This window comes from Brevundimonas sp. (assembly GCF_036963785.1).
Taxonomy (GTDB): domain Bacteria; phylum Pseudomonadota; class Alphaproteobacteria; order Caulobacterales; family Caulobacteraceae; genus Brevundimonas.
Genome location: NZ_JBALUS010000001.1, coordinates 50,337 through 66,860, shown reverse-complemented (window position 1 = coordinate 66,860; position 16,524 = coordinate 50,337). Strand labels below are relative to the sequence as shown.

The window sequence follows — 16,524 nt, the reverse complement described above, 5'->3', positions numbered from 1 at the left end:
AAGTCAGGCCTTGCGGAAGGGGGACTCGGCCTCGGTCTGGGCCCTGATCTCGGCCTCGATGGCCGGGCGTTCGTGATCCAGATAGCGGGCGATGGCGTCGCGAAAGCCGGGGTCAGGGATGTGGTGGGCCGAGCGGACCGGGGAGGGCAGATAGCCGCGCGCCAGCTTGTGATGGCCCTGGGCCCCCGCCTCGACGCGCTTCAGGCCGCGGGACAGGGCAAATTCGATGGCCTGATAATAGCAGAGCTCGAAATGCAGGAAGGGGATGTCTTCCAGCGTGCCCCACTGGCGGCCGTACAGGGCGTCGCGACCGATCAGGTTGAGGGCGCCGGCGATGGGGCTGTCGCCCCGATACGCCATGACCAGGGCGATCCGCTCGGCCATGGTCCGGCCGATGCGCGAGAAGAAGTCACGGGTCAGATAGGGGCGGCCCCATTTGCGGCTACCGGTGTCGAGATAGAAGGCGAAGAAGGCGTCCCAGACATCCTCGGTCAGATCGGCGCCGGTCAGGATGCGGATGTCGAGCCCGGCCTGGGCCTCGCGCCGCTCGCGCCGGATGGTCTTCCTGCGGTTCGACGACAGGGCGGCGAGGAAGCCCTCGAAATCGCCATAGCCCTGATCGGTGAAGACATATTGCAGGTCGAGGCGCGGCAGCCAGCCGGCGGCGGCCATCTCGGCCTCCTCGGCCTCGGTCGGGAAATTGACGTGGATGGAGGACAGGTCGAGGCGCGCGCACAGGGTCTCGGCCCCCTGGATCAGGGCCTGACGCACCGTGCCGGGATCGGCGTCCGGATGGATCAGGACGCGCGGGCCGGTGACGGGGGTGAAGGGCACGGCCCCCAGCAGCTTGGGATAGTAGCGCCCGCCCGCGCGCTCCCATGCGTCGGCCCAGGCGTGGTCAAAGACGTACTCGCCGCTGCTGTGCCCCTTCAGCCAGAGGGGCATCAGGCCGAGGATGCGACCGCTGTCGTCCTCGAGCGCCAGATGGCGGCCGGCCCAGCCCTGAGCCGGCGCGGCGCTGCCCGAGGCCTCGCAGGCGTCGAGGAAGTCATAGCCGATGAAGGGATCGCCGGTGGGGGCGGCCAGCGCCTCCCACGCGTCCCGGCCGACATCGGCGACCGCGCCGTGGACGCGGAGGGTAAAGCCTTCGTCCGTCACTTCACCTCGACGATGGCGTCCACCTCGACGGCGAAGCCCAGCGGCAGGCGATAGACGCCGACGGCCGAGCGGGCGTGGCGACCGGCGTCGCCGAACACCTCGACCATCAGGTCCGAACAGCCGTTGATGACGGCGGGAATGGCGATGAAGTCGGGCCCGGCCTGGACGAAGCCACCCAGCTTGACCACGCGGACGACGCGCTCAAGGTCGCCGCCTAGGGCGTCCTTGATCTGGGCCAGCAGGTTGACGCCGCACATGCGGGCGGCGCGGGCCGCGTCCTCGGGGCTGACGTCGACGCCGACCGTGCCCTTGATGCCGCCCGAGGCGTCATTCGACAGCTGGCCCGAGATGTGGACCAGATTGCCCGTGCGCACCCAGGGCACATAGTTGGCGACGGCCTTGGCGGGCTCGGGCAGGTCGAGGCCCAGTTCGGCGATGCGGGCGGCGTAGGTCATGGTCGTCTCCTGATGTCTTTCGGGGCGTTTAGCCCGGCGCGGGCGAGGCGTCACCCCGTCCGCGATGTCGCGCTCAGCTTTTCAGCGACCGGCCCGAGATGACGGCGCCGGGGCCGAAACGATCGCGCAGCCGGTCGATGGTGGTCTCGGTGGTCAGCTCGCGCGTGCGGTCGGCGGCGAACAGGCCCGGCGCGACATCGGCCGCATCGACCAGATCGGCCATGCCGATGCCGATCAGGCGATAGGGCGTGCCCAGTTCGGGCTTCAGCAGGGTCCGGGCCTCGGCAAACAGGGTGCGGGCCGTCTGGACCGGATCGGCCAGGGTCCGCCGGCGCGTCAGGATGCGGAAATCGGTGCGCCGCAGTTTCAGCGTGACGACCCGGCCGGCGATGCCGTCGCGACGGGCCTTGGACGCCAGCTTTTCGCACAGGGGCCAGAGTTCGGCCTCGAGGTCCGCCGCCTTGGTCAGATCGACGTTGAAGGTGGTCTCGGCGCTCATGCCCTTGCGGTCGTGCTCAGGGTCGACCGGGCGGCTGTCGCGACCGTGGGAGAGGTCGTGCAGGCGCAGGCCCCAGTCGCCATACCGTTTGACCAGATCGCGGACATCGGCCTCGGCCAGACGTCCGATGGTGTCGAAGCCGTCGGCGCGCAGGGTGCGCCCGAAGATCGGCCCGACGCCCGGCAGGATGGAGACGGGGCGGGGGGCCAGCAACTGCTGCGCCTCGGACCCGATGACGGAAAAACCGCGCGGCTTGTCCAGTTCCGAGGCGACCTTGGCGAGGAAGCGGTTGGGGGCAAGGCCGATCGAGACGGTCAGGCCGACCTCGTCCTCGATCCATTTTTGCAGACGCGCCAGTTGCCAGGCGGGTGAGCCCCCGTTCAGCCGCTCGGTGCCCGACAGATCGGCCCAGGCCTCGTCCAGCGACAGGGTCTGGATCAGGGGCGTGAGGTTGGCCAGCGCGCCAAGGATGCGGCGGCTCTCGTGCCTGTATTTGGCAAAGTCAGGCTTGATGACCACGGCATCGGGACAGGCCTTGAGCGCCTTGAACATCGGCATGGCCGAGCCAACGCCATACTGGCGGGCGACATAGCAGGCGGTGGCGACCACCCCGCGATGGCCGCCGCCGACGATCACCGGGACATCGCGCAACTCGGGCCGGTCGCGCTTTTCGACCGAGGCATAGAAGGCGTCGCAGTCGAGGTGGGCGATGACCAGACGGTCCAGCTCGGCATGGGCGATCATGCGCGGCGAGCCGCAGGCCGGGCAGCGGGTTTCCGGCCGGTCAAAACGCGACAGACAGTCTCGGCAGAGCGATGTCATCGGGGCACCCGGGCCAAAGGCGGCCCTTCACGTCAACTTAAGACTGGGCGGGCAGAGTGGATAGGGAGAAGACGACCAACAGCCCCGCCGGTGGCAAGGGGCGGCAGGAACCGGTGATGATGTCGAAGAAAGTCCTCATCGTGGAGGATAACGAGCTGAACATGAAACTCTTTCATGATCTGCTCGATTCCCAGGGCTATCAGACCTATCAGACCCGTGAGGGCCTGACGGCGATGGCCATGGCGCGCCAGCATCGTCCCGACCTGATCCTGATGGACATCCAGCTGCCCGAGATCAGCGGCCTGGAAGTGACCAAATGGCTGAAGGACGATGAGGAGCTGTCGCACATTCCGGTGGTGGCGGTGACGGCCTTTGCCATGAAGGGCGACGAGGAACGGATCCGCCAGGGCGGCTGCGAGGCCTATATCTCCAAGCCGATCTCGGTGATGCATTTCCTGGACGTCGTCCGGAAGCATATGGGCTGAGCCGATGCCCGCCAGAATCCTCGTTGTCGACGACATCGAAACCAACGTCCGGCTTCTCGAAGCCAAGCTGACGATGGAATATTACGACGTCCTGACCTGCAACAGCGGTCAGGCGGCGCTGGAGCTGGCTGCGGCCCACCATCCCGACATTATCCTGCTGGACGTCATGATGCCCGACATGGACGGGTTCGAGACCTGCCGCCGATTGAAGGCTGATCCGGCGACCCGGCATATTCCGGTGGTTCTGGTGACCGCGCTGGACGGGCGCGAAGAGCGCATCAAGGGGCTGGAAGCCGGCGCCGACGACTTTGTCACCAAACCGATCGACGATGTGGTGCTGCTGGCGCGGATGCGCTCGCTGACACGCCTCAAGTCGATCATGGACGAGCTGCGATCGCGCGAGGAAAGCGGACGCCGGCTGGGCGTCGACACGGATGCCGCGGGGCGGCTGCGCGCCACGGGAGGCCGCATCCTGCTGATCGACGACGATCCCCGCCAGGCCGAGCGCATCCGCACCCAGCTGTCGACCGAACACCGCGTGACAGTCGAGACGGATATCGAAAAGGGGCTGGCAGCGCTGCGCGGTCCGTTCGACCTGGTGATCGCCAATACGGCCTCACGCGGATTCGACGGCCTGCGGCTTGTGGCCCAGACCCGCTCGCTGGAATCCACGCGGCCCCTGCCGGTGCTGGCGGTGGTCGATCCGCACGAGCGCGCCCGCATGATCAAGGCGCTGGAGCTGGGCGCCAACGACATTCTGGCCACGCCCATCGATGTCGAGGAACTGGCCGCCCGGGCGCGTACCCAGGTGCGGCGCAAACGCTATGCCGACTTCCTCCGCCAGAAGCTGGACTACAGCCTGGAGATGGCGGTCACCGATGCCCTGACCGGCCTGCATAACCGCCGCTATATGGCCGGACAGCTGCAGGCGCTGGTGGGCCGCGCCAATCAGGGCGGCGAGCCCGTGGCCGTGCTGATGATGGACATCGACCACTTCAAGGCGGTCAACGACGGCTTTGGCCATGATGCGGGCGACGAGGTTCTGCGCGAGTTCGCCGTGCGACTGGCGACCAAGGTGCGGGCCGTCGACCTGCCCTGCCGGATGGGTGGCGAGGAGTTCGTCGTGGTGATGCCGGGCACCCGGCTGGAAGACGCCGTCCGCATCGCTGACCGTATCCGCGCCGATATGGCGGGCGCCCCGTTCCCCGTCATGGGCGGCGACGCCCACCTGCAGATCACCATCTCGATCGGTGTGGCGTCGACCACGGGCCGCGACGACACGCCCGATGCCCTGCTGAAACGCGCCGACGAGGGGGTCTATGAGGCCAAGTCCGCCGGCCGCAACCGGGTGATCGCCCGCGCGGCGTAGGACCCCTCCGCCGTCATCCTCTGGCTTGACCAGAGGACCGGCCCGGGCAGGACGCCGCTGAGCGTGACACCGACCCTCGGATCAAGTCCGAGGGTGACGAAGCTTGGGGAGCTCATGCTAGCGTGAGTGCATGACGACAGACCTCTCGCACGGCTGGGACGCAGTGGCCGGGGCCTTCATGGCCGCGCGGTCGACTGTGGGCGTCGAAGTGGTGCGCCGCTGGGCCAGGCAACTGCCGAAGGGCGGAACCGTCGTCGATCTCGGTTGCGGCTTTGGCGAGCCGGTCACGCGCACCCTGATCGACGCAGGGCTGGAGGTGTGGGGCGTGGATGCGTCGCCGGCCCTGGTGGCCGAATACCGGCGTCGATGTCCTGACTGCCCGGTCGCCTGCGAGGCCGCCGAAACCAGCGCGCTGTTCGGGCGAAGGTTCGACGGAGCGGTGGCCATCGGTCTGATATTCCTGTTGCCTGAGGCGGATCAGCGCCGGCTGATCGCGCGGGTGGCCGATGCGCTGGTAGCCGGCGGGCGGTTACTGTTCAGCGCGCCGCAACAGGAGTGCGCGTGGAATGACCTGCTGACCGGGCGGCCTTCACGCTCGCTGGGGGAGGCGGCCTACCGCGAGGGTCTGGGGGCGGTGGGGCTGACCCTGGAGGGTCAGTCGACCGATGCGGGTGGCAACCACTATTTCGAGGCAACGAAGGCGAGGTAGCGCTCAGCAAAACGCCCGGCCATTGCGGACCGGGCGTTTCAGATTCCGTAGCGGCGGCAGGATCTTACTTGATCTTGCCTTCCTTGAATTCGACGTGCTTTTTCACGACCGGGTCGTACTTTTTGACGACCATCTTCTCGGTCATGGTGCGGGCGTTCTTCTTGGTGACGTAGAAGAAGCCGGTGTCCGCCGTGGAGTTGAGGCGGATCTTGATGGATGCCGGTTTGGCCATCGGACAATTACCTTTGCGACGGCGAAAGCCGTGGAATGAGAGGCGCGGAACATACTCAGGCGCGCGCCCAAGTCAACGCCGACATTGCCACAACCGGTTTTTCTTGTGCGGCGCGAGCGGTGGGGTCAGGGTGACGGCCATGAAAACCCTGCCTCTGGCCCTGAGCGCCCCCGCCGCCGCCCTGTCCCTGATGCTGCTGGCCGGATGCGCCACGGGCCCGGCGGGCGACGGAGCCGGTGCCGCGCAGGACGCCTTCTTCGCCAATCTGACGGCCCTTTGCGGGCAGACGTTCGAGGGCAGGGTGGTGACCGATGATCCAGTCGATGCGGATTTCCGCAGCCAGCGGCTGGTCATGCATGTCCGCGACTGTTCGGCGGACGAGATCCGCATTCCATTCCACGTGGGTGCCGACCACAGCCGCACCTGGGTGATTACGCGCACGTCTGGCGGCCTGACGCTGAAGCACGATCACCGCGACCCGGACGGCACGACCCATACCCTGCACTGGTACGGCGGCGACACGGAGACTGCGGGCACGGCGACTCGCCAGGAGTTCCCGGTGGATGCCTTCTCCATCGCCCTGTTCAACGCCAACAATGCGGCGGTCTCGACCACCAATGTCTGGGCTGTCGAGGTCCATCCGGGCGAGGCCTATGTCTATGAACTGGCGCGCGAAAACCGCCTGCTGCGGGTGAGCTTCGACCTGACGAAGCCGGTGGGGGGCTAGCCCACCTTCACCCGCGTGGCCGCTTCCGGCAGGTCTTCCCCGAAGGCGCGCTGGTAGAACTCCGCGATGGTCGGGCGTTCCAGCTCGTCGCACTTGTTCAGGAAGGTCAGGCGGAAGGCCAGGCCGATGTCGCCGCCGAAGATGGTGGCGTTCTGGGCCCAGGTGATGACGGTGCGGGGTGACATGACGGTCGAGATGTCGCCGTTCATGAAGGCGTTGCGGGTCATGTCGGCGACGCGGACCATGGCGGCGATGGTGCGCTTGCCCTCGGCGTCCTGCCATTCGGGCACCTTGGCGGCCACTATCTCGGCCTCGACGTCGTGGTCGAGGTAGTTGAGCGTGGTGACGATGTTCCAGCGGTCCATCTGGCCCTGATTGATCTGCTGGGTGCCGTGATACAGGCCCGAGGTATCGCCGAGGCCGATGGTGTTGGTCGTGGCGAACAGGCGGAAATGCTTGTTGGGGCGGATGACCCGGTTCTGGTCCAGCAGGGTCAGGCGGCCCTGGGCCTCGAGCACGCGCTGGATGACGAACATCACGTCGGGACGACCGGCATCGTATTCGTCGAACACCAGGGCGATGGGGCGCTGGATGGCCCAGGGCAGCATGCCCTCGCGGAACTCGGTGACCTGTTTGCCGTCTTTCAGGACGATGGCGTCCTTGCCGACCAGATCGATGCGGCTGACGTGGCTGTCGAGGTTCACGCGGACCAGCGGCCAGTTGAGGCGGGCGGCGACCTGTTCGATGTGGGTCGACTTGCCGGTGCCGTGATAGCCCTGAACCATCACCCGCCGGTCGAAGGCAAAGCCCGCGCAGATGGCGAGGGTCGTCTGGGGATCGAAGCGATAGGCCTCATCGACGTCCGGCACATGGCTGTCGCGCTCGGCGAACACCGGCACGGTCATGTCCGAGTCGATGCCGAACAACTCCCTGACCGACACCTTGCGGTGCGGTTCAAGCGTCAGCAGGGGATCGGGGGCGGAGTCGAGGGGAGAGGTCATGCGCCTCCTTAGAATTGCAGCGGAGCGGGGTCCAGCCGAGGCGGCGTCGCCGATGAAAATATCGGTGCTTTACGACAGCGCTTGTCGGTATTAATAACTGACGCGTCAGTAAGCAAGGAGGCGCCATGCTGCCCGCCGGCCAGCCGAAATTCCGCCGACGCCCGGAGGCACGGCCGGCCGAAATTCTGGCCGCCGCCCTGGAGGTGTTCGCCGAGCGCGGCTTTCAGGCGGCGCGGCTGGAGGAGGTGGCAAAGCGGGCCGGCGTGTCGAAGGGCGCCCTGTATCTGTATTTCGAGACCAAGGCCGATCTGTTCCGGGCGGTGGTGACTGACGCCATCTCGCCCAATATCGAGCGGGTCAAGGCGATGGCCTCGGCCGAGGTCCCGTTCGAGCAGGCAGCGCGGATGGGGATCGGCATGCTGGCCCGGACCGTGGCGACCGACCGGCGCGTGAGCGGGGTGGTCAAGCTGGTCATCGCTGAAAGCCGAAACCATCCGGAACTGGCGACCATCTGGCACGAGACGGTGGTCGACCCCGGCGTGACCCTGATCAGCGGGCTGATCGCGGCGGCGCAGTCGCGGGGCGAGGTGCGGCCGGGCGATCCGCGTCTGTTCGCCTTCGGCCTGATGGGGCCGATGCTGCTGGGCATGATCTGGCGCGAGACGTTCGAGCCGGTCGGGGCGGCGGCGATCAATGTGCCGGCGCTGGCCGACCAGCATCTGGACACCGTCCTGAGGGGAATGCGGCCATGAGGCGTCTGCGGCCCGTGCTGGCGATCGGGGCGATCGCGATCATCGCCCTGCTGGTCTGGTGGATGTTCCTGCGTGGGGATGAGCCGCGGACCCTGACCGGCTACATCGAGGGCGAGCGGGTCTATCTGGCCGCGCCGGTCTCGGGCGCGGTGGCCACCCTTTATGTGCGTGAGGGCGAGCGGGTCGCGGCGGGCGGCCGCACCTTTCTGATCGATCCGCGGGTGCAGCGGGCCCAGGCTGAAAGCGCGGCCGCAGCGGTCGGCGCGGCCGAGGCGCGGGCCGAAGATCTGCGAAAAGGCCAGCGGGCCGAGGAACTGTCCGTGTTTGACGCCGAACTGCAGGCGGCGCTGGCCGCCGAGCGCGAGGCCGAGGCAGACTATGCACGCATTGAGCCGCTGGTGCGGCAGGGCATCTATGCGCCGGCGCGGCTGGACCGGGCGCGGGCGGCGCGCGAGACAGCGCGGGCCCAGACGGCAGCGGTGCGTCGACGGCGCGAGGTCGCGGCCCTCGGCGCGCGCGAGGACGCCATCGCCCAGGCCGAGCAGCAGGCGCGGCAGGCGGCGGGAGGGCTGACCGAGGCGCAGGCGCGGCTGGGCCAGCTGGCACCGGTCGCCCCGGCGTCCGCCCGGGTGGAGGAGGTCTTCTTCCGGCCGGGCGAATGGGCGGCGGCCAATACGCCGGTGCTGGCCTTGCTGCCGGACAGCGAGGTCAAGCTGGTGTTCTTCGTGCCCGAGGCGGAGATGGCGCGATACCGGCCGGGGCGGAGGGTGATGTTCCGCTGCGACGGCTGCGAGGAAGCCGGGCAGGCGCGGATCAGCTGGGTCAGCCCCCGGCCGGAGTTCACCCCGCCGATCCTGTACAGCAAGGCCAGCCGCGACCGGCTGGTCTATCGCGTCGAAGCGCGGCCGGAAGGGGCGGCGATGCTGAACCCCGGTCTGCCGGTGGATGTGACGCCGCTGGGGACGGAGGAATGACCGGGCCGGTCATCGACGTTCGGGGGCTGAACAAGTCGTTCGGATCGCTGCACGCGGTGAAGGATTTCGGCATCACGGTGGAGCGCGGGCGCATCTGCGGCTTCCTCGGACCGAATGGGGCGGGCAAGACGACGACGCTGCGGATGCTGTGCGGCCTGCTGACGCCGGACAGCGGCCAGGGGACGGTGCTGGGCCATGACGTCATGACCCAGTCGCGCCTGATCAAGCGGCGCGTCGGCTATATGACGCAGAAATTCTCGCTCTACGAAGACCTGTCGATCGAGCAGAACCTGACCTTCACGGCGCGGGTGCATGAGCTGGACCGGCGGCGGGAGCGGGTGCAGGCGGCGCTGGACCGGCTGGGCCTGACGGCGCGGCGGGCGCAGCTGGCCGGAACCTTGTCCGGCGGGTGGAAGCAGCGGCTGGCATTGGCGGCAGCGACCCTGCACGGGCCCGACCTGCTGCTGCTGGATGAGCCGACGGCGGGCGTCGACCCGGAGGCGCGGCGCACCTTCTGGGACGAAATCCATGGGCTGGCCGCGGACGGCATGACCGTGCTGGTCTCGACCCACTACATGGACGAGGCCGAGCGCTGTCACGAGATCGCCTATATCGCCGGCGGGCGGACGCTGGCGCGCGGCACGGCGGATGAAGTGATCGCGGCGTCCGGACTGGTGACCTTCCATGCCGAGGGCGCCGGGGCGGATAGGCTGGCGCATGAGCTGCGCAACAGGCCCGGAGTGGAAATGGCGGCGCCGTTCGGAACGGTGCTGCACGTCTCGGGGCGGGATCGGGCGGCGCTGGAGGCGGCGATCGAACCATTCCGCAAGCCCCCGCTGAGCTGGAGCGAAACCCGGCCGACGCTGGAGGACGTCTTCATCCAGCTGATTCACGACATCGAGGCCGAGAAGGCCGAAGCGCCTGAACGAGCGGCCTGATGCTGTCGCTGACCCGGACCTGGGCCGTGATGGCCAAGGAGTTCGTCCAACTGACGCGTGACCGGCTGACGTATGCCATGATCCTGGCGCTGCCGATCGTGCAGTTGCTGCTGTTCGGCTATGCGATCAATGACGATCCGAGGCACCTGCCGACGGCGGTGCTGGTGCAGGACAACGGCGGCTTCTCGCGCTCCATCCTGACCGCGATGCACAACAGCGGCTATTTCGACATCACCCTGCAGGCGCGCAGTCAGCGGGAACTGGACCGGGCGCTGGAGCGGGGCGAGGTGCAGTTCGCGGTGATCATCCCGGCCGATTTCACCCGGCGGGTGGTGCGCGGCGACGCGGCCCAGATCCTGGTCGAGGCGGACGCCACCGATCCGTCGGCGACCTCGGGCGCAGTCGCGGCCCTCGCCCGTCTGCCGGAGCAGGCGCTGAGCCGGGACCTCACCGGGCCGCTGGCGGCGCGGGCGCCCGGAACCGCGCCGTTCGAGGTGGTCGTTCACCGGCGCTACAACCCGGAGGCCATCACGGCCTACAACATCGTGCCCGGCCTGCTGGGGGTCATCCTGTCGATGACGCTGGTGATGATGACGTCGCTGGGCATGGCGCGGGAGCGCGAACGGGGCACGATGGAAAGCCTGTTGTCGACACCGGTACGACCACTGGAGGTCATGGTCGGCAAGCTGACCCCCTATGTGCTGGTCGGGGTGATCCAGGCCGTGGTCATTCTGGTGCTGGCGCGACTGCTGTTCGACGTGCCGATGAGCGGCGGCTGGATCGCCCTGGGGGCAGGCCTGATTCTGTTTATCGTCGGCTCGCTCTCGCTGGGATTCCTGATCTCGACCGTGGCGAAGACGCAGCTGCAGGCCATGCAGATGAGCTTTTTCTACATGCTGCCGTCGATCCTGCTGTCAGGCTTCATGTTCCCGTTCCGGGGTATGCCCGACTGGGCCCAGGCGATCGGCACGGCGATTCCGGTCACCCATTTCCTGCGGGTGGTGCGGGGCTCGCTGCTGAAAGGGGTGGGGCTGGAGAATGCAGGTCCGAGCCTGTTCGCCCTCGGGCTGTTCGTGCTGGTGGTCGGCGCGCTGGCGATGGCGCGCTACCGGACAACGCTGGACTAGCCGGTTCGGGCCGCTGCGCGCCCAAATGGGACCGTGCGACCTGCCGCCCACATGCCGCCACGAGGGCGGCCAGACCGGAGGCAACCCCAGCCATATCGAAGGCATGGGTATCGCTGTCGCGCTCGCTCTCGAACCATGAAGACAGGCGTTGTTTGCGGTTATCGCGTCGTTTGAACTTGCCGAACATTTCAGGTAGCGTCTCCAAGCGCTGTAAGCCTGAAGAACGCACCCAAATAACATCGGTTGCCTATATGGATTAATACATATTCGGCGATGTGAATATTCGATCTTAACTTGTTGTCGACATCAGGCCAGGCCGGCCTTCTGCAGGGTCTTCCAGGCCTTGATGACGCGCTGCAGCTTGGCCTCGGCGCCACGGTCGCCCTTGTTGTGGTCGGGGTGAAACCGCTTGAGCAGCTCATGGTAGCGGGCCTTGATCGCCTTCTTCTCGACGCCGGGTTCCAGGTCCAGGTCGGCCAGGGCCGCGCGTTCCAGCCGGCCGATGCGACGATCCTCGCCCGCCTGTTCAGGAACGGCCTCGCCCCGGCGGCCGAACAGACCGAAGCTGTCGCGCCAGGTGCCGCCGGTGGTGCCGGCCTTTGAGGCGGCGGCGGATTCCCGGTTCAGGCGTCCGGCCTTCATCTCCCACGTCGGGCGGCCGCCGGTCATGGCCTCATTCTCGCGGGCGGCGCGGATGTCGTCCTCGCTCATGCCGGCATAGAAGTTCCAGCCCTTGTTATATTCGGCGGCGTGCGACTGGCAGAAGTCGTAGAAATCGTTGATCCGCTCGCGCGATTTGGGCGCCCGGGCGGTGGCCGCACGGGTGCAGTCGGGCCACTGGCAGGGCTTTTCGCCGGGCTTGAGGCGCAGGACATCGGCCTCAGCGGCCCGCTCCTCGTCGGTGCAAGGGGGCTTGACCCGGATATCCTTGAAGCGCGGTTTGTATTGAAACGAGGAGGGCATCCTACGAAGTGTAGGCCTGATTTGGTCCTCATCAAGGAAGATGACATGTCGCACGGCCCGATTGCGCAAAGAATTCTCGAAAAGCTGGGGGCAGGTCTGTCGCCGGACGCCATCGAGCTGGTCGATGACAGTGCGCGCCACGCCGGTCACCACCACGAGGGCGGCATGGATGCCAAGCCGGGCGGCGAGAGCCATTTCAACCTGATGATCGTCTCTGAGGCCTTTGAGGGCCTGACCCGTGTGGCGCGGCAGCGGCGGGTGCTGGACCTGTTGCGCGAGGAGATGGCGGGGCCGGTGCATGCCCTGTCGGTCAAGGCGCTGACCCCGGCCGAAGCGCGGAGCGCTCCCGGGACGGCGTAGTTCGCGAACAAGACGCAGATTCACCTCGTCTTAGAATCTTCACCCTAGCGTCCCCCTGACGTGAACGGTGCGGAGGGGGCCCGCCTTGGTCGAGACAGACGGAATCGGGCAGGATTCAGCACCCGGGGAAGCTGCGGCAGCCCTGCGGGCCATTCTGCAGACCCAATATCTGCGCTATCTGATCATCACCAGCTGGGCTCTGGGCCTTTTGGCGACGCTGGGGCCCATGAAGGCCGGACTGTGGTTCGTTGGAACCCTGGCGGCCGGTGCCGCGCGCGGCGCGGTTGAAAAGCGCATCAGTGAGCGGGTCGGCGCGGGCTGGGGTCTGGTTTTCCCGGCCGTAGCGACCGTGACGACCGCCGCCTGGGCTGCAGCGCCCCTGCTGGCCTGGTTTTCGGGAGCGCCGTTTGGCCAGCCCCTGGCCTTGACCCTGCTGGTCGCCGGCTATGTGCTTGTGTTCGCGCAACTGCGCAGTTCGCCGCGTCAGGCGCTGGTAATTTCGTCGCCCTATGGCGCCGTGGCCGTGATTATCGCCGTGAGCCAGTGGGGCACGCCGCTGTTCTGGCCGTTCCTCGCCGTCCTGCCGTTCACGGCGGCCGGCCTGTTCGTGCTGGTGACCATGACGATGATGCGCGAGGAGCGGATCCGCGCGTTCCAGGCCCATCAGGCCCATCTGATCGAGGAACTGGAAGCGGCCCGCGACAAGGCCAATGCCGCCAACGACGCCAAATCGAACTTCCTCGGCATCATCTCGCATGAGCTGCGCACGCCCATGAACGGTGTGCTGGGCGCGGCCCAATTGCTGAGCGCGACGCGGCTGGAGAACACCCAGCGGGAATATCTGTCGATCATCCGCAACTCGGGCGACAATCTGCTGAGCCTGCTGAACGACATCCTCGACATGACCAAGATCGAGGCGGGCAAGATGACCTTCGAAGTCGTCGATGTGTCGGTCGAGGATCTGCATCGCCGGGTGACCGGCCCGTTCCAGGCCCAGGCCGAGGCCAAGGGCCTGATGTTCGAGGCAAAATATGAAGGCGACATCCCGGCCACGGTCCGGGGGGATCCGCTGCGCGTCTGTCAGGTGATCCACAATCTGCTGTCCAATGCGGTCAAGTTCACCGACACGGGCACGGTGGCCTATACGGTGACAGGCAAGCGCCTGGCCGACCGACGGGTGGCGTTTGAGTTCGCCGTGACGGACAGCGGCACCGGCATTTCGCCGGATGATCTGGAGCGCCTGTTCCAGCCCTTTACGCAGGTGGACGCCTCGTCGACGCGCCGGTTCGGCGGCACGGGTCTCGGCCTGACGATTTCGCGGCGCATGGCCAACATCATGGGCGGCGACATCACCGTCACTTCGGAACTCGGAAAGGGCTCGACTTTCACCTTCGCCGTAGAGGCCGAAGTCGTGGAATGGGCGGCGCCCAAAGCCGTCGAGGAAATCACCGCCGAAGTCGAGGACGGCCGGCAGATGTCGGTCCTGATCGTCGAGGACCACCCGGTCAACCGCATGATCCTGGAAGCCTGGATGAGCTCGGCCGGCCATGTCTCGACCACCGCCGAGAACGGGCAGCTGGCGCTGGACGCCTGCGCGCAACAGCAGTTCGACCTGATTATCATGGACGTCAACATGCCGGTCATGGACGGCCTGACCGCGACCCGTCACATCCGCGATGATGCCGGGATCAATGCCGGGACGCCGGTCGTCGTGCTGTCGGCCTCGGCGCGCAGCGAGGATCACGCCGCAGGCCTTGAGGCCGGGGCGGATGCCTATCTGAACAAGCCCATCGACTTTGTCGCCCTGGCGCGGATGATGGCCCACGTCGGTGAGGGGCGCGAGGCCCTGCGCGCCATGATGGGCACGGAAGCCGTGGCCCAGGCCGCCGCCTGATCTGTCTGACGCCCAAAGAATTCCCGGTCGGGGGGTTCACAAGCTTTTCCGGGGCGCTAGACCCGGGGCATGACTGACACCAGCCTTCTTGCCTCGACCCTGGCCTCGGGCCGGGATGCCGTGACTCTCGATGCCGCCCTGATTGCCAAGGCGACCCAGCTTGTCGGTGATTTTGCCGTCAACCTGACGCTGGCGATCCTGATCCTGATCGCGACCATTATTGCCTCGCGCTGGGCATCCTCGGCCGCGCGCAAGGGGCTGGGCCGGATCAATGCGTTCCGGCGTGACTCGACGGTGCTGACCTTTGCCGTGCAGGTGGTGCGGGTGGCGGTGCTGATCATGGGTCTGATCGCCGTCCTGCAGCGGCTGGGCGTGCAGACCACCTCGATCATCGCCGTGCTGGGCGCGGCCTCGCTGGCCGTCGGTCTGGCGCTGCAGGGCACCCTGTCCAATGTGGCGGCGGGCGTGATGCTGTTGATCCTGCGACCCTATCGGGTAGGGGACGTCGTCGACATCGGCGGGGTGACGGCGTCTGTGCAGAAGCTGGACCTGTTCACCACGCAACTCAGCAACGCCAGCAATCACAAGATCGTCGTGCCCAACTCGCTGGTGCTGGGCGACCGCATCCTGAACTTTTCCGGCCAAACCCGCCGGCGCGTAGAGATCGACTTCACCGTCGGCTATGGCGAGGACCTGAAGCAGGCGCGCGAGGTGCTGGAGGCGGTTGGGCGACGCCATGACGCCGTGCTGGAGGACCCGCCGGTCTGGTCGGGCGTGACCGGCCTGCTGGACAGTGCGGTGCAGATCACCCTGCATGCCTGGGTGAATTCGGGGGATTGGTGGCAGACCCAGGCGGACCTGATGCAGGCCGGCAAGGAGGCCCTGGACGAGGCCGGCATCGAGATTCCGTTCCCGCATCAGGTCGAGGTCCCGCACAAGGGCGCCGACCTCGCACGGCTGGTCATGGTCACCGCGGACAAGGCCGATGACCGGGAAGGCAAATCCTGATGCGCTATGACTTCGGCTCCGACAATACGGCCGGCATGGCGCCCGAGGCCCTGGCGGCGCTGACGCAGGCCAATGAGGGCTTTGCCCGGGCCTATGGCACCGATGACGTCAGTGCCCGCGCCGCCGACCTGATCCGGCAGAAGCTGGATGCCGAGGCCGAGGTCCGGTTCGTGTTTTCGGGCACGGCCGCCAATTCGCTGGCCCTGTCGATGCTGGCCTGGCCGTTCGAGGCGGTGCTGGCCCACCATGCGGCCCATGTCTGCACGGACGAAACGGGGGCGCCGGGCTTTTTCGGCCAGGGCGTCGGCCTGATCGGCCTGCCGGGCTTTTCGGGCAAGATCGATCCGGCGGCCCTGGCGGCCCACCTGTCCGAGCCCGAGGTGGGACATCGCCAGCCGCCGGCCGCCCTGTCGCTGACCCAGGCCACGGAATACGGCACCGTCTATACGACGGACGAGCTGAAGGCCCTGATCGATCCAATCAAGGCGCGCGGCCATGGCGTGCACATGGACGGGGCGCGTCTGGCCAATGCGGCCGCGGCCGGCTTTGACCTGACGTCGATTGCCGGGCTGGGCATCGATGTTCTGGTGCTGGGCGGGGCCAAGGCCGGGGCCCTGTGCTGTGAGGCGCTGGTGATGTTCGACACCTCGCTGGCCCGCCGGATCGACAACCGGCTGAAGCAGGCCGGCCAGATGGCGTCCAAGGGCCGGTTCCTGGCGGCGCCGCTGCTGGGCCTGCTGGAGACAGGGGCCTGGGAGACCCACGCCGTCCACGCCAATGCCATGGCGCGGAAACTGGCCGAGGGCATCGTCACGCGCTCGCCGCATGTTCTGGCCCATCCGGTCGAGGCCAATGCCGTTTTCGTGCGCATGCCGGCGGCGGCGCACCAACGCCTGAACGAGGCAGGCTGGGCCTGCTACCGCTTTGACGACGGCTCGGTGCGGTTCGTCTGTTCCTGGGCGACGACCGAGGCGGCGGTCGAGGAATTGGTCGAGACCATCGCCGGGATCGGTTGACGGCTTTGTCAAACCCGCGACGCCCTCCATATAGG

18 protein-coding genes are annotated in these 16,524 nt (G+C 67.4%); 12 read left to right on the top strand and 6 right to left on the bottom strand.

All coding sequences use genetic code 11. The annotated features are described in order from the left end of the window. Positions 1 to 3: 3 nt before the first annotated feature. The 3 genes from V7672_RS00355 to V7672_RS00345 form a co-directional block, all read right to left on the bottom strand. Complete coding sequence (locus tag V7672_RS00355; protein ID WP_335622692.1) at positions 4 to 1,158, bottom strand: GNAT family N-acetyltransferase; 1,155 nt, start codon at positions 1,156 to 1,158, stop codon at positions 4 to 6. Beyond that, positions 1,155 to 1,613, bottom strand: a complete 459-nt coding sequence (locus tag V7672_RS00350; protein ID WP_305489067.1) for a RidA family protein — start codon at positions 1,611 to 1,613, stop codon at positions 1,155 to 1,157. The genes V7672_RS00355 and V7672_RS00350 overlap by 4 nt, the downstream gene beginning before the upstream one ends. A 73-nt stretch (positions 1,614 to 1,686) precedes the next feature. Continuing rightward, entirely contained in the window at positions 1,687 to 2,934 is a 1,248-nt protein-coding gene (locus V7672_RS00345; protein ID WP_335622691.1) for a DNA polymerase IV, read from the bottom strand. A 119-nt stretch (positions 2,935 to 3,053) separates the two neighbouring features. On the opposite strand from V7672_RS00345, the gene V7672_RS00340 reads away from it, so the two are divergent. From V7672_RS00340 to V7672_RS00330, 3 genes are all read left to right on the top strand, one after another. Continuing rightward, entirely contained in the window at positions 3,054 to 3,419 is a 366-nt protein-coding gene (locus tag V7672_RS00340; RefSeq protein ID WP_164461973.1) for a response regulator, read from the top strand. 4 nt (positions 3,420 to 3,423) lie between these two features. Then, positions 3,424 to 4,788, top strand: a complete 1,365-nt coding sequence (locus V7672_RS00335) for a PleD family two-component system response regulator (RefSeq protein WP_335622690.1) — start codon at positions 3,424 to 3,426, stop codon at positions 4,786 to 4,788. A 130-nt stretch (positions 4,789 to 4,918) separates the two neighbouring features. Beyond that, entirely contained in the window at positions 4,919 to 5,497 is a 579-nt protein-coding gene (locus tag V7672_RS00330; RefSeq protein ID WP_335622689.1) for a class I SAM-dependent methyltransferase, read from the top strand. A 64-nt stretch (positions 5,498 to 5,561) separates the two neighbouring features. Here V7672_RS00330 and rpmG read toward each other — a convergent pair whose 3' ends face one another. Further along, positions 5,562 to 5,729 (bottom strand): 50S ribosomal protein L33, encoded by a 168-nt coding sequence (gene rpmG / locus V7672_RS00325; RefSeq protein WP_029417689.1) that lies wholly within the window; start codon positions 5,727 to 5,729, stop codon positions 5,562 to 5,564. A 139-nt stretch (positions 5,730 to 5,868) separates the two neighbouring features. Between rpmG and V7672_RS00320 the strand changes: the two genes are divergently transcribed. Beyond that, a complete protein-coding gene (locus tag V7672_RS00320; RefSeq protein ID WP_335622688.1) occupies positions 5,869 to 6,456 on the top strand; it encodes a hypothetical protein in 588 nt (195 codons plus the stop codon). On the opposite strand, the gene cobS is transcribed toward V7672_RS00320, so the two are convergent. Beyond that, positions 6,453 to 7,457: a cobaltochelatase subunit CobS gene (gene cobS, locus V7672_RS00315; protein WP_335622687.1), complete on the bottom strand. Its 1,005-nt coding sequence runs from the start codon at positions 7,455 to 7,457 to the stop codon at positions 6,453 to 6,455. The genes V7672_RS00320 and cobS overlap by 4 nt on opposite strands. A gap of 125 nt (positions 7,458 to 7,582) precedes the next feature. On the opposite strand from cobS, the gene V7672_RS00310 reads away from it, so the two are divergent. Genes V7672_RS00310 through V7672_RS00295 form a run of 4 tightly spaced genes read left to right on the top strand, consistent with a single transcriptional unit; the run spans position 7,583 to position 11,248 of the window. Then, complete coding sequence (locus V7672_RS00310) at positions 7,583 to 8,209, top strand: TetR/AcrR family transcriptional regulator (protein ID WP_335622686.1); 627 nt, start codon at positions 7,583 to 7,585, stop codon at positions 8,207 to 8,209. Beyond that, on the top strand, positions 8,206 to 9,183 hold the full coding sequence (locus V7672_RS00305; RefSeq protein ID WP_335622685.1) for an HlyD family secretion protein: 978 nt from the start codon (positions 8,206 to 8,208) through the stop codon (positions 9,181 to 9,183). Before V7672_RS00310 ends, V7672_RS00305 begins: the two co-directional genes overlap by 4 nt. Then, positions 9,180 to 10,121: an ABC transporter ATP-binding protein gene (locus V7672_RS00300; protein ID WP_335622684.1), complete on the top strand. Its 942-nt coding sequence runs from the start codon at positions 9,180 to 9,182 to the stop codon at positions 10,119 to 10,121. The genes V7672_RS00305 and V7672_RS00300 overlap by 4 nt, the downstream gene beginning before the upstream one ends. Continuing rightward, positions 10,121 to 11,248, top strand: coding sequence for an ABC transporter permease (locus V7672_RS00295; RefSeq protein WP_335622683.1), 1,128 nt, complete (start codon positions 10,121 to 10,123; stop codon positions 11,246 to 11,248). The genes V7672_RS00300 and V7672_RS00295 overlap by 1 nt, the downstream gene beginning before the upstream one ends. Before the next feature lie 306 nt (positions 11,249 to 11,554). Here the strand turns inward: V7672_RS00295 and V7672_RS00290 are convergent, their stop codons facing one another. After that, a complete protein-coding gene (locus V7672_RS00290) occupies positions 11,555 to 12,211 on the bottom strand; it encodes a J domain-containing protein (RefSeq protein WP_335622682.1) in 657 nt (218 codons plus the stop codon). Between the two features lie 45 nt (positions 12,212 to 12,256). Here V7672_RS00290 and V7672_RS00285 point away from each other — a divergent pair, with 45 nt between their 5' ends. The 4 genes from V7672_RS00285 to V7672_RS00270 all read left to right on the top strand — a co-directional run bounded on the left by V7672_RS00285 (position 12,257) and on the right by V7672_RS00270 (position 16,489). Then, positions 12,257 to 12,571, top strand: a complete 315-nt coding sequence (locus V7672_RS00285) for a BolA family protein (RefSeq protein WP_335622681.1) — start codon at positions 12,257 to 12,259, stop codon at positions 12,569 to 12,571. A gap of 85 nt (positions 12,572 to 12,656) precedes the next feature. Then, the gene (locus tag V7672_RS00280) at positions 12,657 to 14,465 is read left to right on the top strand and encodes an ATP-binding protein (protein ID WP_335622680.1); all 1,809 of its coding nucleotides are present in this window, start codon (positions 12,657 to 12,659) and stop codon (positions 14,463 to 14,465) included. A gap of 69 nt (positions 14,466 to 14,534) precedes the next feature. Continuing rightward, positions 14,535 to 15,473 carry a mechanosensitive ion channel family protein gene (locus tag V7672_RS00275; RefSeq protein WP_335622679.1) on the top strand — a complete coding sequence of 313 codons (939 nt, stop codon included), beginning with the start codon at positions 14,535 to 14,537 and terminating at the stop codon, positions 15,471 to 15,473. Further along, complete coding sequence (locus V7672_RS00270; RefSeq protein ID WP_335622678.1) at positions 15,473 to 16,489, top strand: threonine aldolase family protein; 1,017 nt, start codon at positions 15,473 to 15,475, stop codon at positions 16,487 to 16,489. Before V7672_RS00275 ends, V7672_RS00270 begins: the two co-directional genes overlap by 1 nt. Positions 16,490 to 16,524: the final 35 nt, after the last annotated feature.

Coding starts and splice junctions, on each gene's coding strand:
- cobS (WP_335622687.1), bottom strand. CDS start 7,457: ATGACCTCTCCCCTCGACTCCGCCCCCGATCCCCTGCTGACGCTTGAA.
- V7672_RS00295 (WP_335622683.1), top strand. CDS start 10,121: ATGCTGTCGCTGACCCGGACCTGGGCCGTGATGGCCAAGGAGTTCGTC.
- V7672_RS00310 (WP_335622686.1), top strand. CDS start 7,583: ATGCTGCCCGCCGGCCAGCCGAAATTCCGCCGACGCCCGGAGGCACGG.
- V7672_RS00335 (WP_335622690.1), top strand. CDS start 3,424: ATGCCCGCCAGAATCCTCGTTGTCGACGACATCGAAACCAACGTCCGG.
- V7672_RS00350 (WP_305489067.1), bottom strand. CDS start 1,613: ATGACCTACGCCGCCCGCATCGCCGAACTGGGCCTCGACCTGCCCGAG.
- V7672_RS00300 (WP_335622684.1), top strand. CDS start 9,180: ATGACCGGGCCGGTCATCGACGTTCGGGGGCTGAACAAGTCGTTCGGA.
- V7672_RS00320 (WP_335622688.1), top strand. CDS start 5,869: ATGAAAACCCTGCCTCTGGCCCTGAGCGCCCCCGCCGCCGCCCTGTCC.
- V7672_RS00275 (WP_335622679.1), top strand. CDS start 14,535: ATGACTGACACCAGCCTTCTTGCCTCGACCCTGGCCTCGGGCCGGGAT.
- V7672_RS00340 (WP_164461973.1), top strand. CDS start 3,054: ATGTCGAAGAAAGTCCTCATCGTGGAGGATAACGAGCTGAACATGAAA.
- V7672_RS00305 (WP_335622685.1), top strand. CDS start 8,206: ATGAGGCGTCTGCGGCCCGTGCTGGCGATCGGGGCGATCGCGATCATC.
- V7672_RS00290 (WP_335622682.1), bottom strand. CDS start 12,211: ATGCCCTCCTCGTTTCAATACAAACCGCGCTTCAAGGATATCCGGGTC.
- V7672_RS00270 (WP_335622678.1), top strand. CDS start 15,473: ATGCGCTATGACTTCGGCTCCGACAATACGGCCGGCATGGCGCCCGAG.
- V7672_RS00345 (WP_335622691.1), bottom strand. CDS start 2,934: ATGACATCGCTCTGCCGAGACTGTCTGTCGCGTTTTGACCGGCCGGAA.
- V7672_RS00285 (WP_335622681.1), top strand. CDS start 12,257: ATGTCGCACGGCCCGATTGCGCAAAGAATTCTCGAAAAGCTGGGGGCA.
- rpmG (WP_029417689.1), bottom strand. CDS start 5,729: ATGGCCAAACCGGCATCCATCAAGATCCGCCTCAACTCCACGGCGGAC.
- V7672_RS00330 (WP_335622689.1), top strand. CDS start 4,919: ATGACGACAGACCTCTCGCACGGCTGGGACGCAGTGGCCGGGGCCTTC.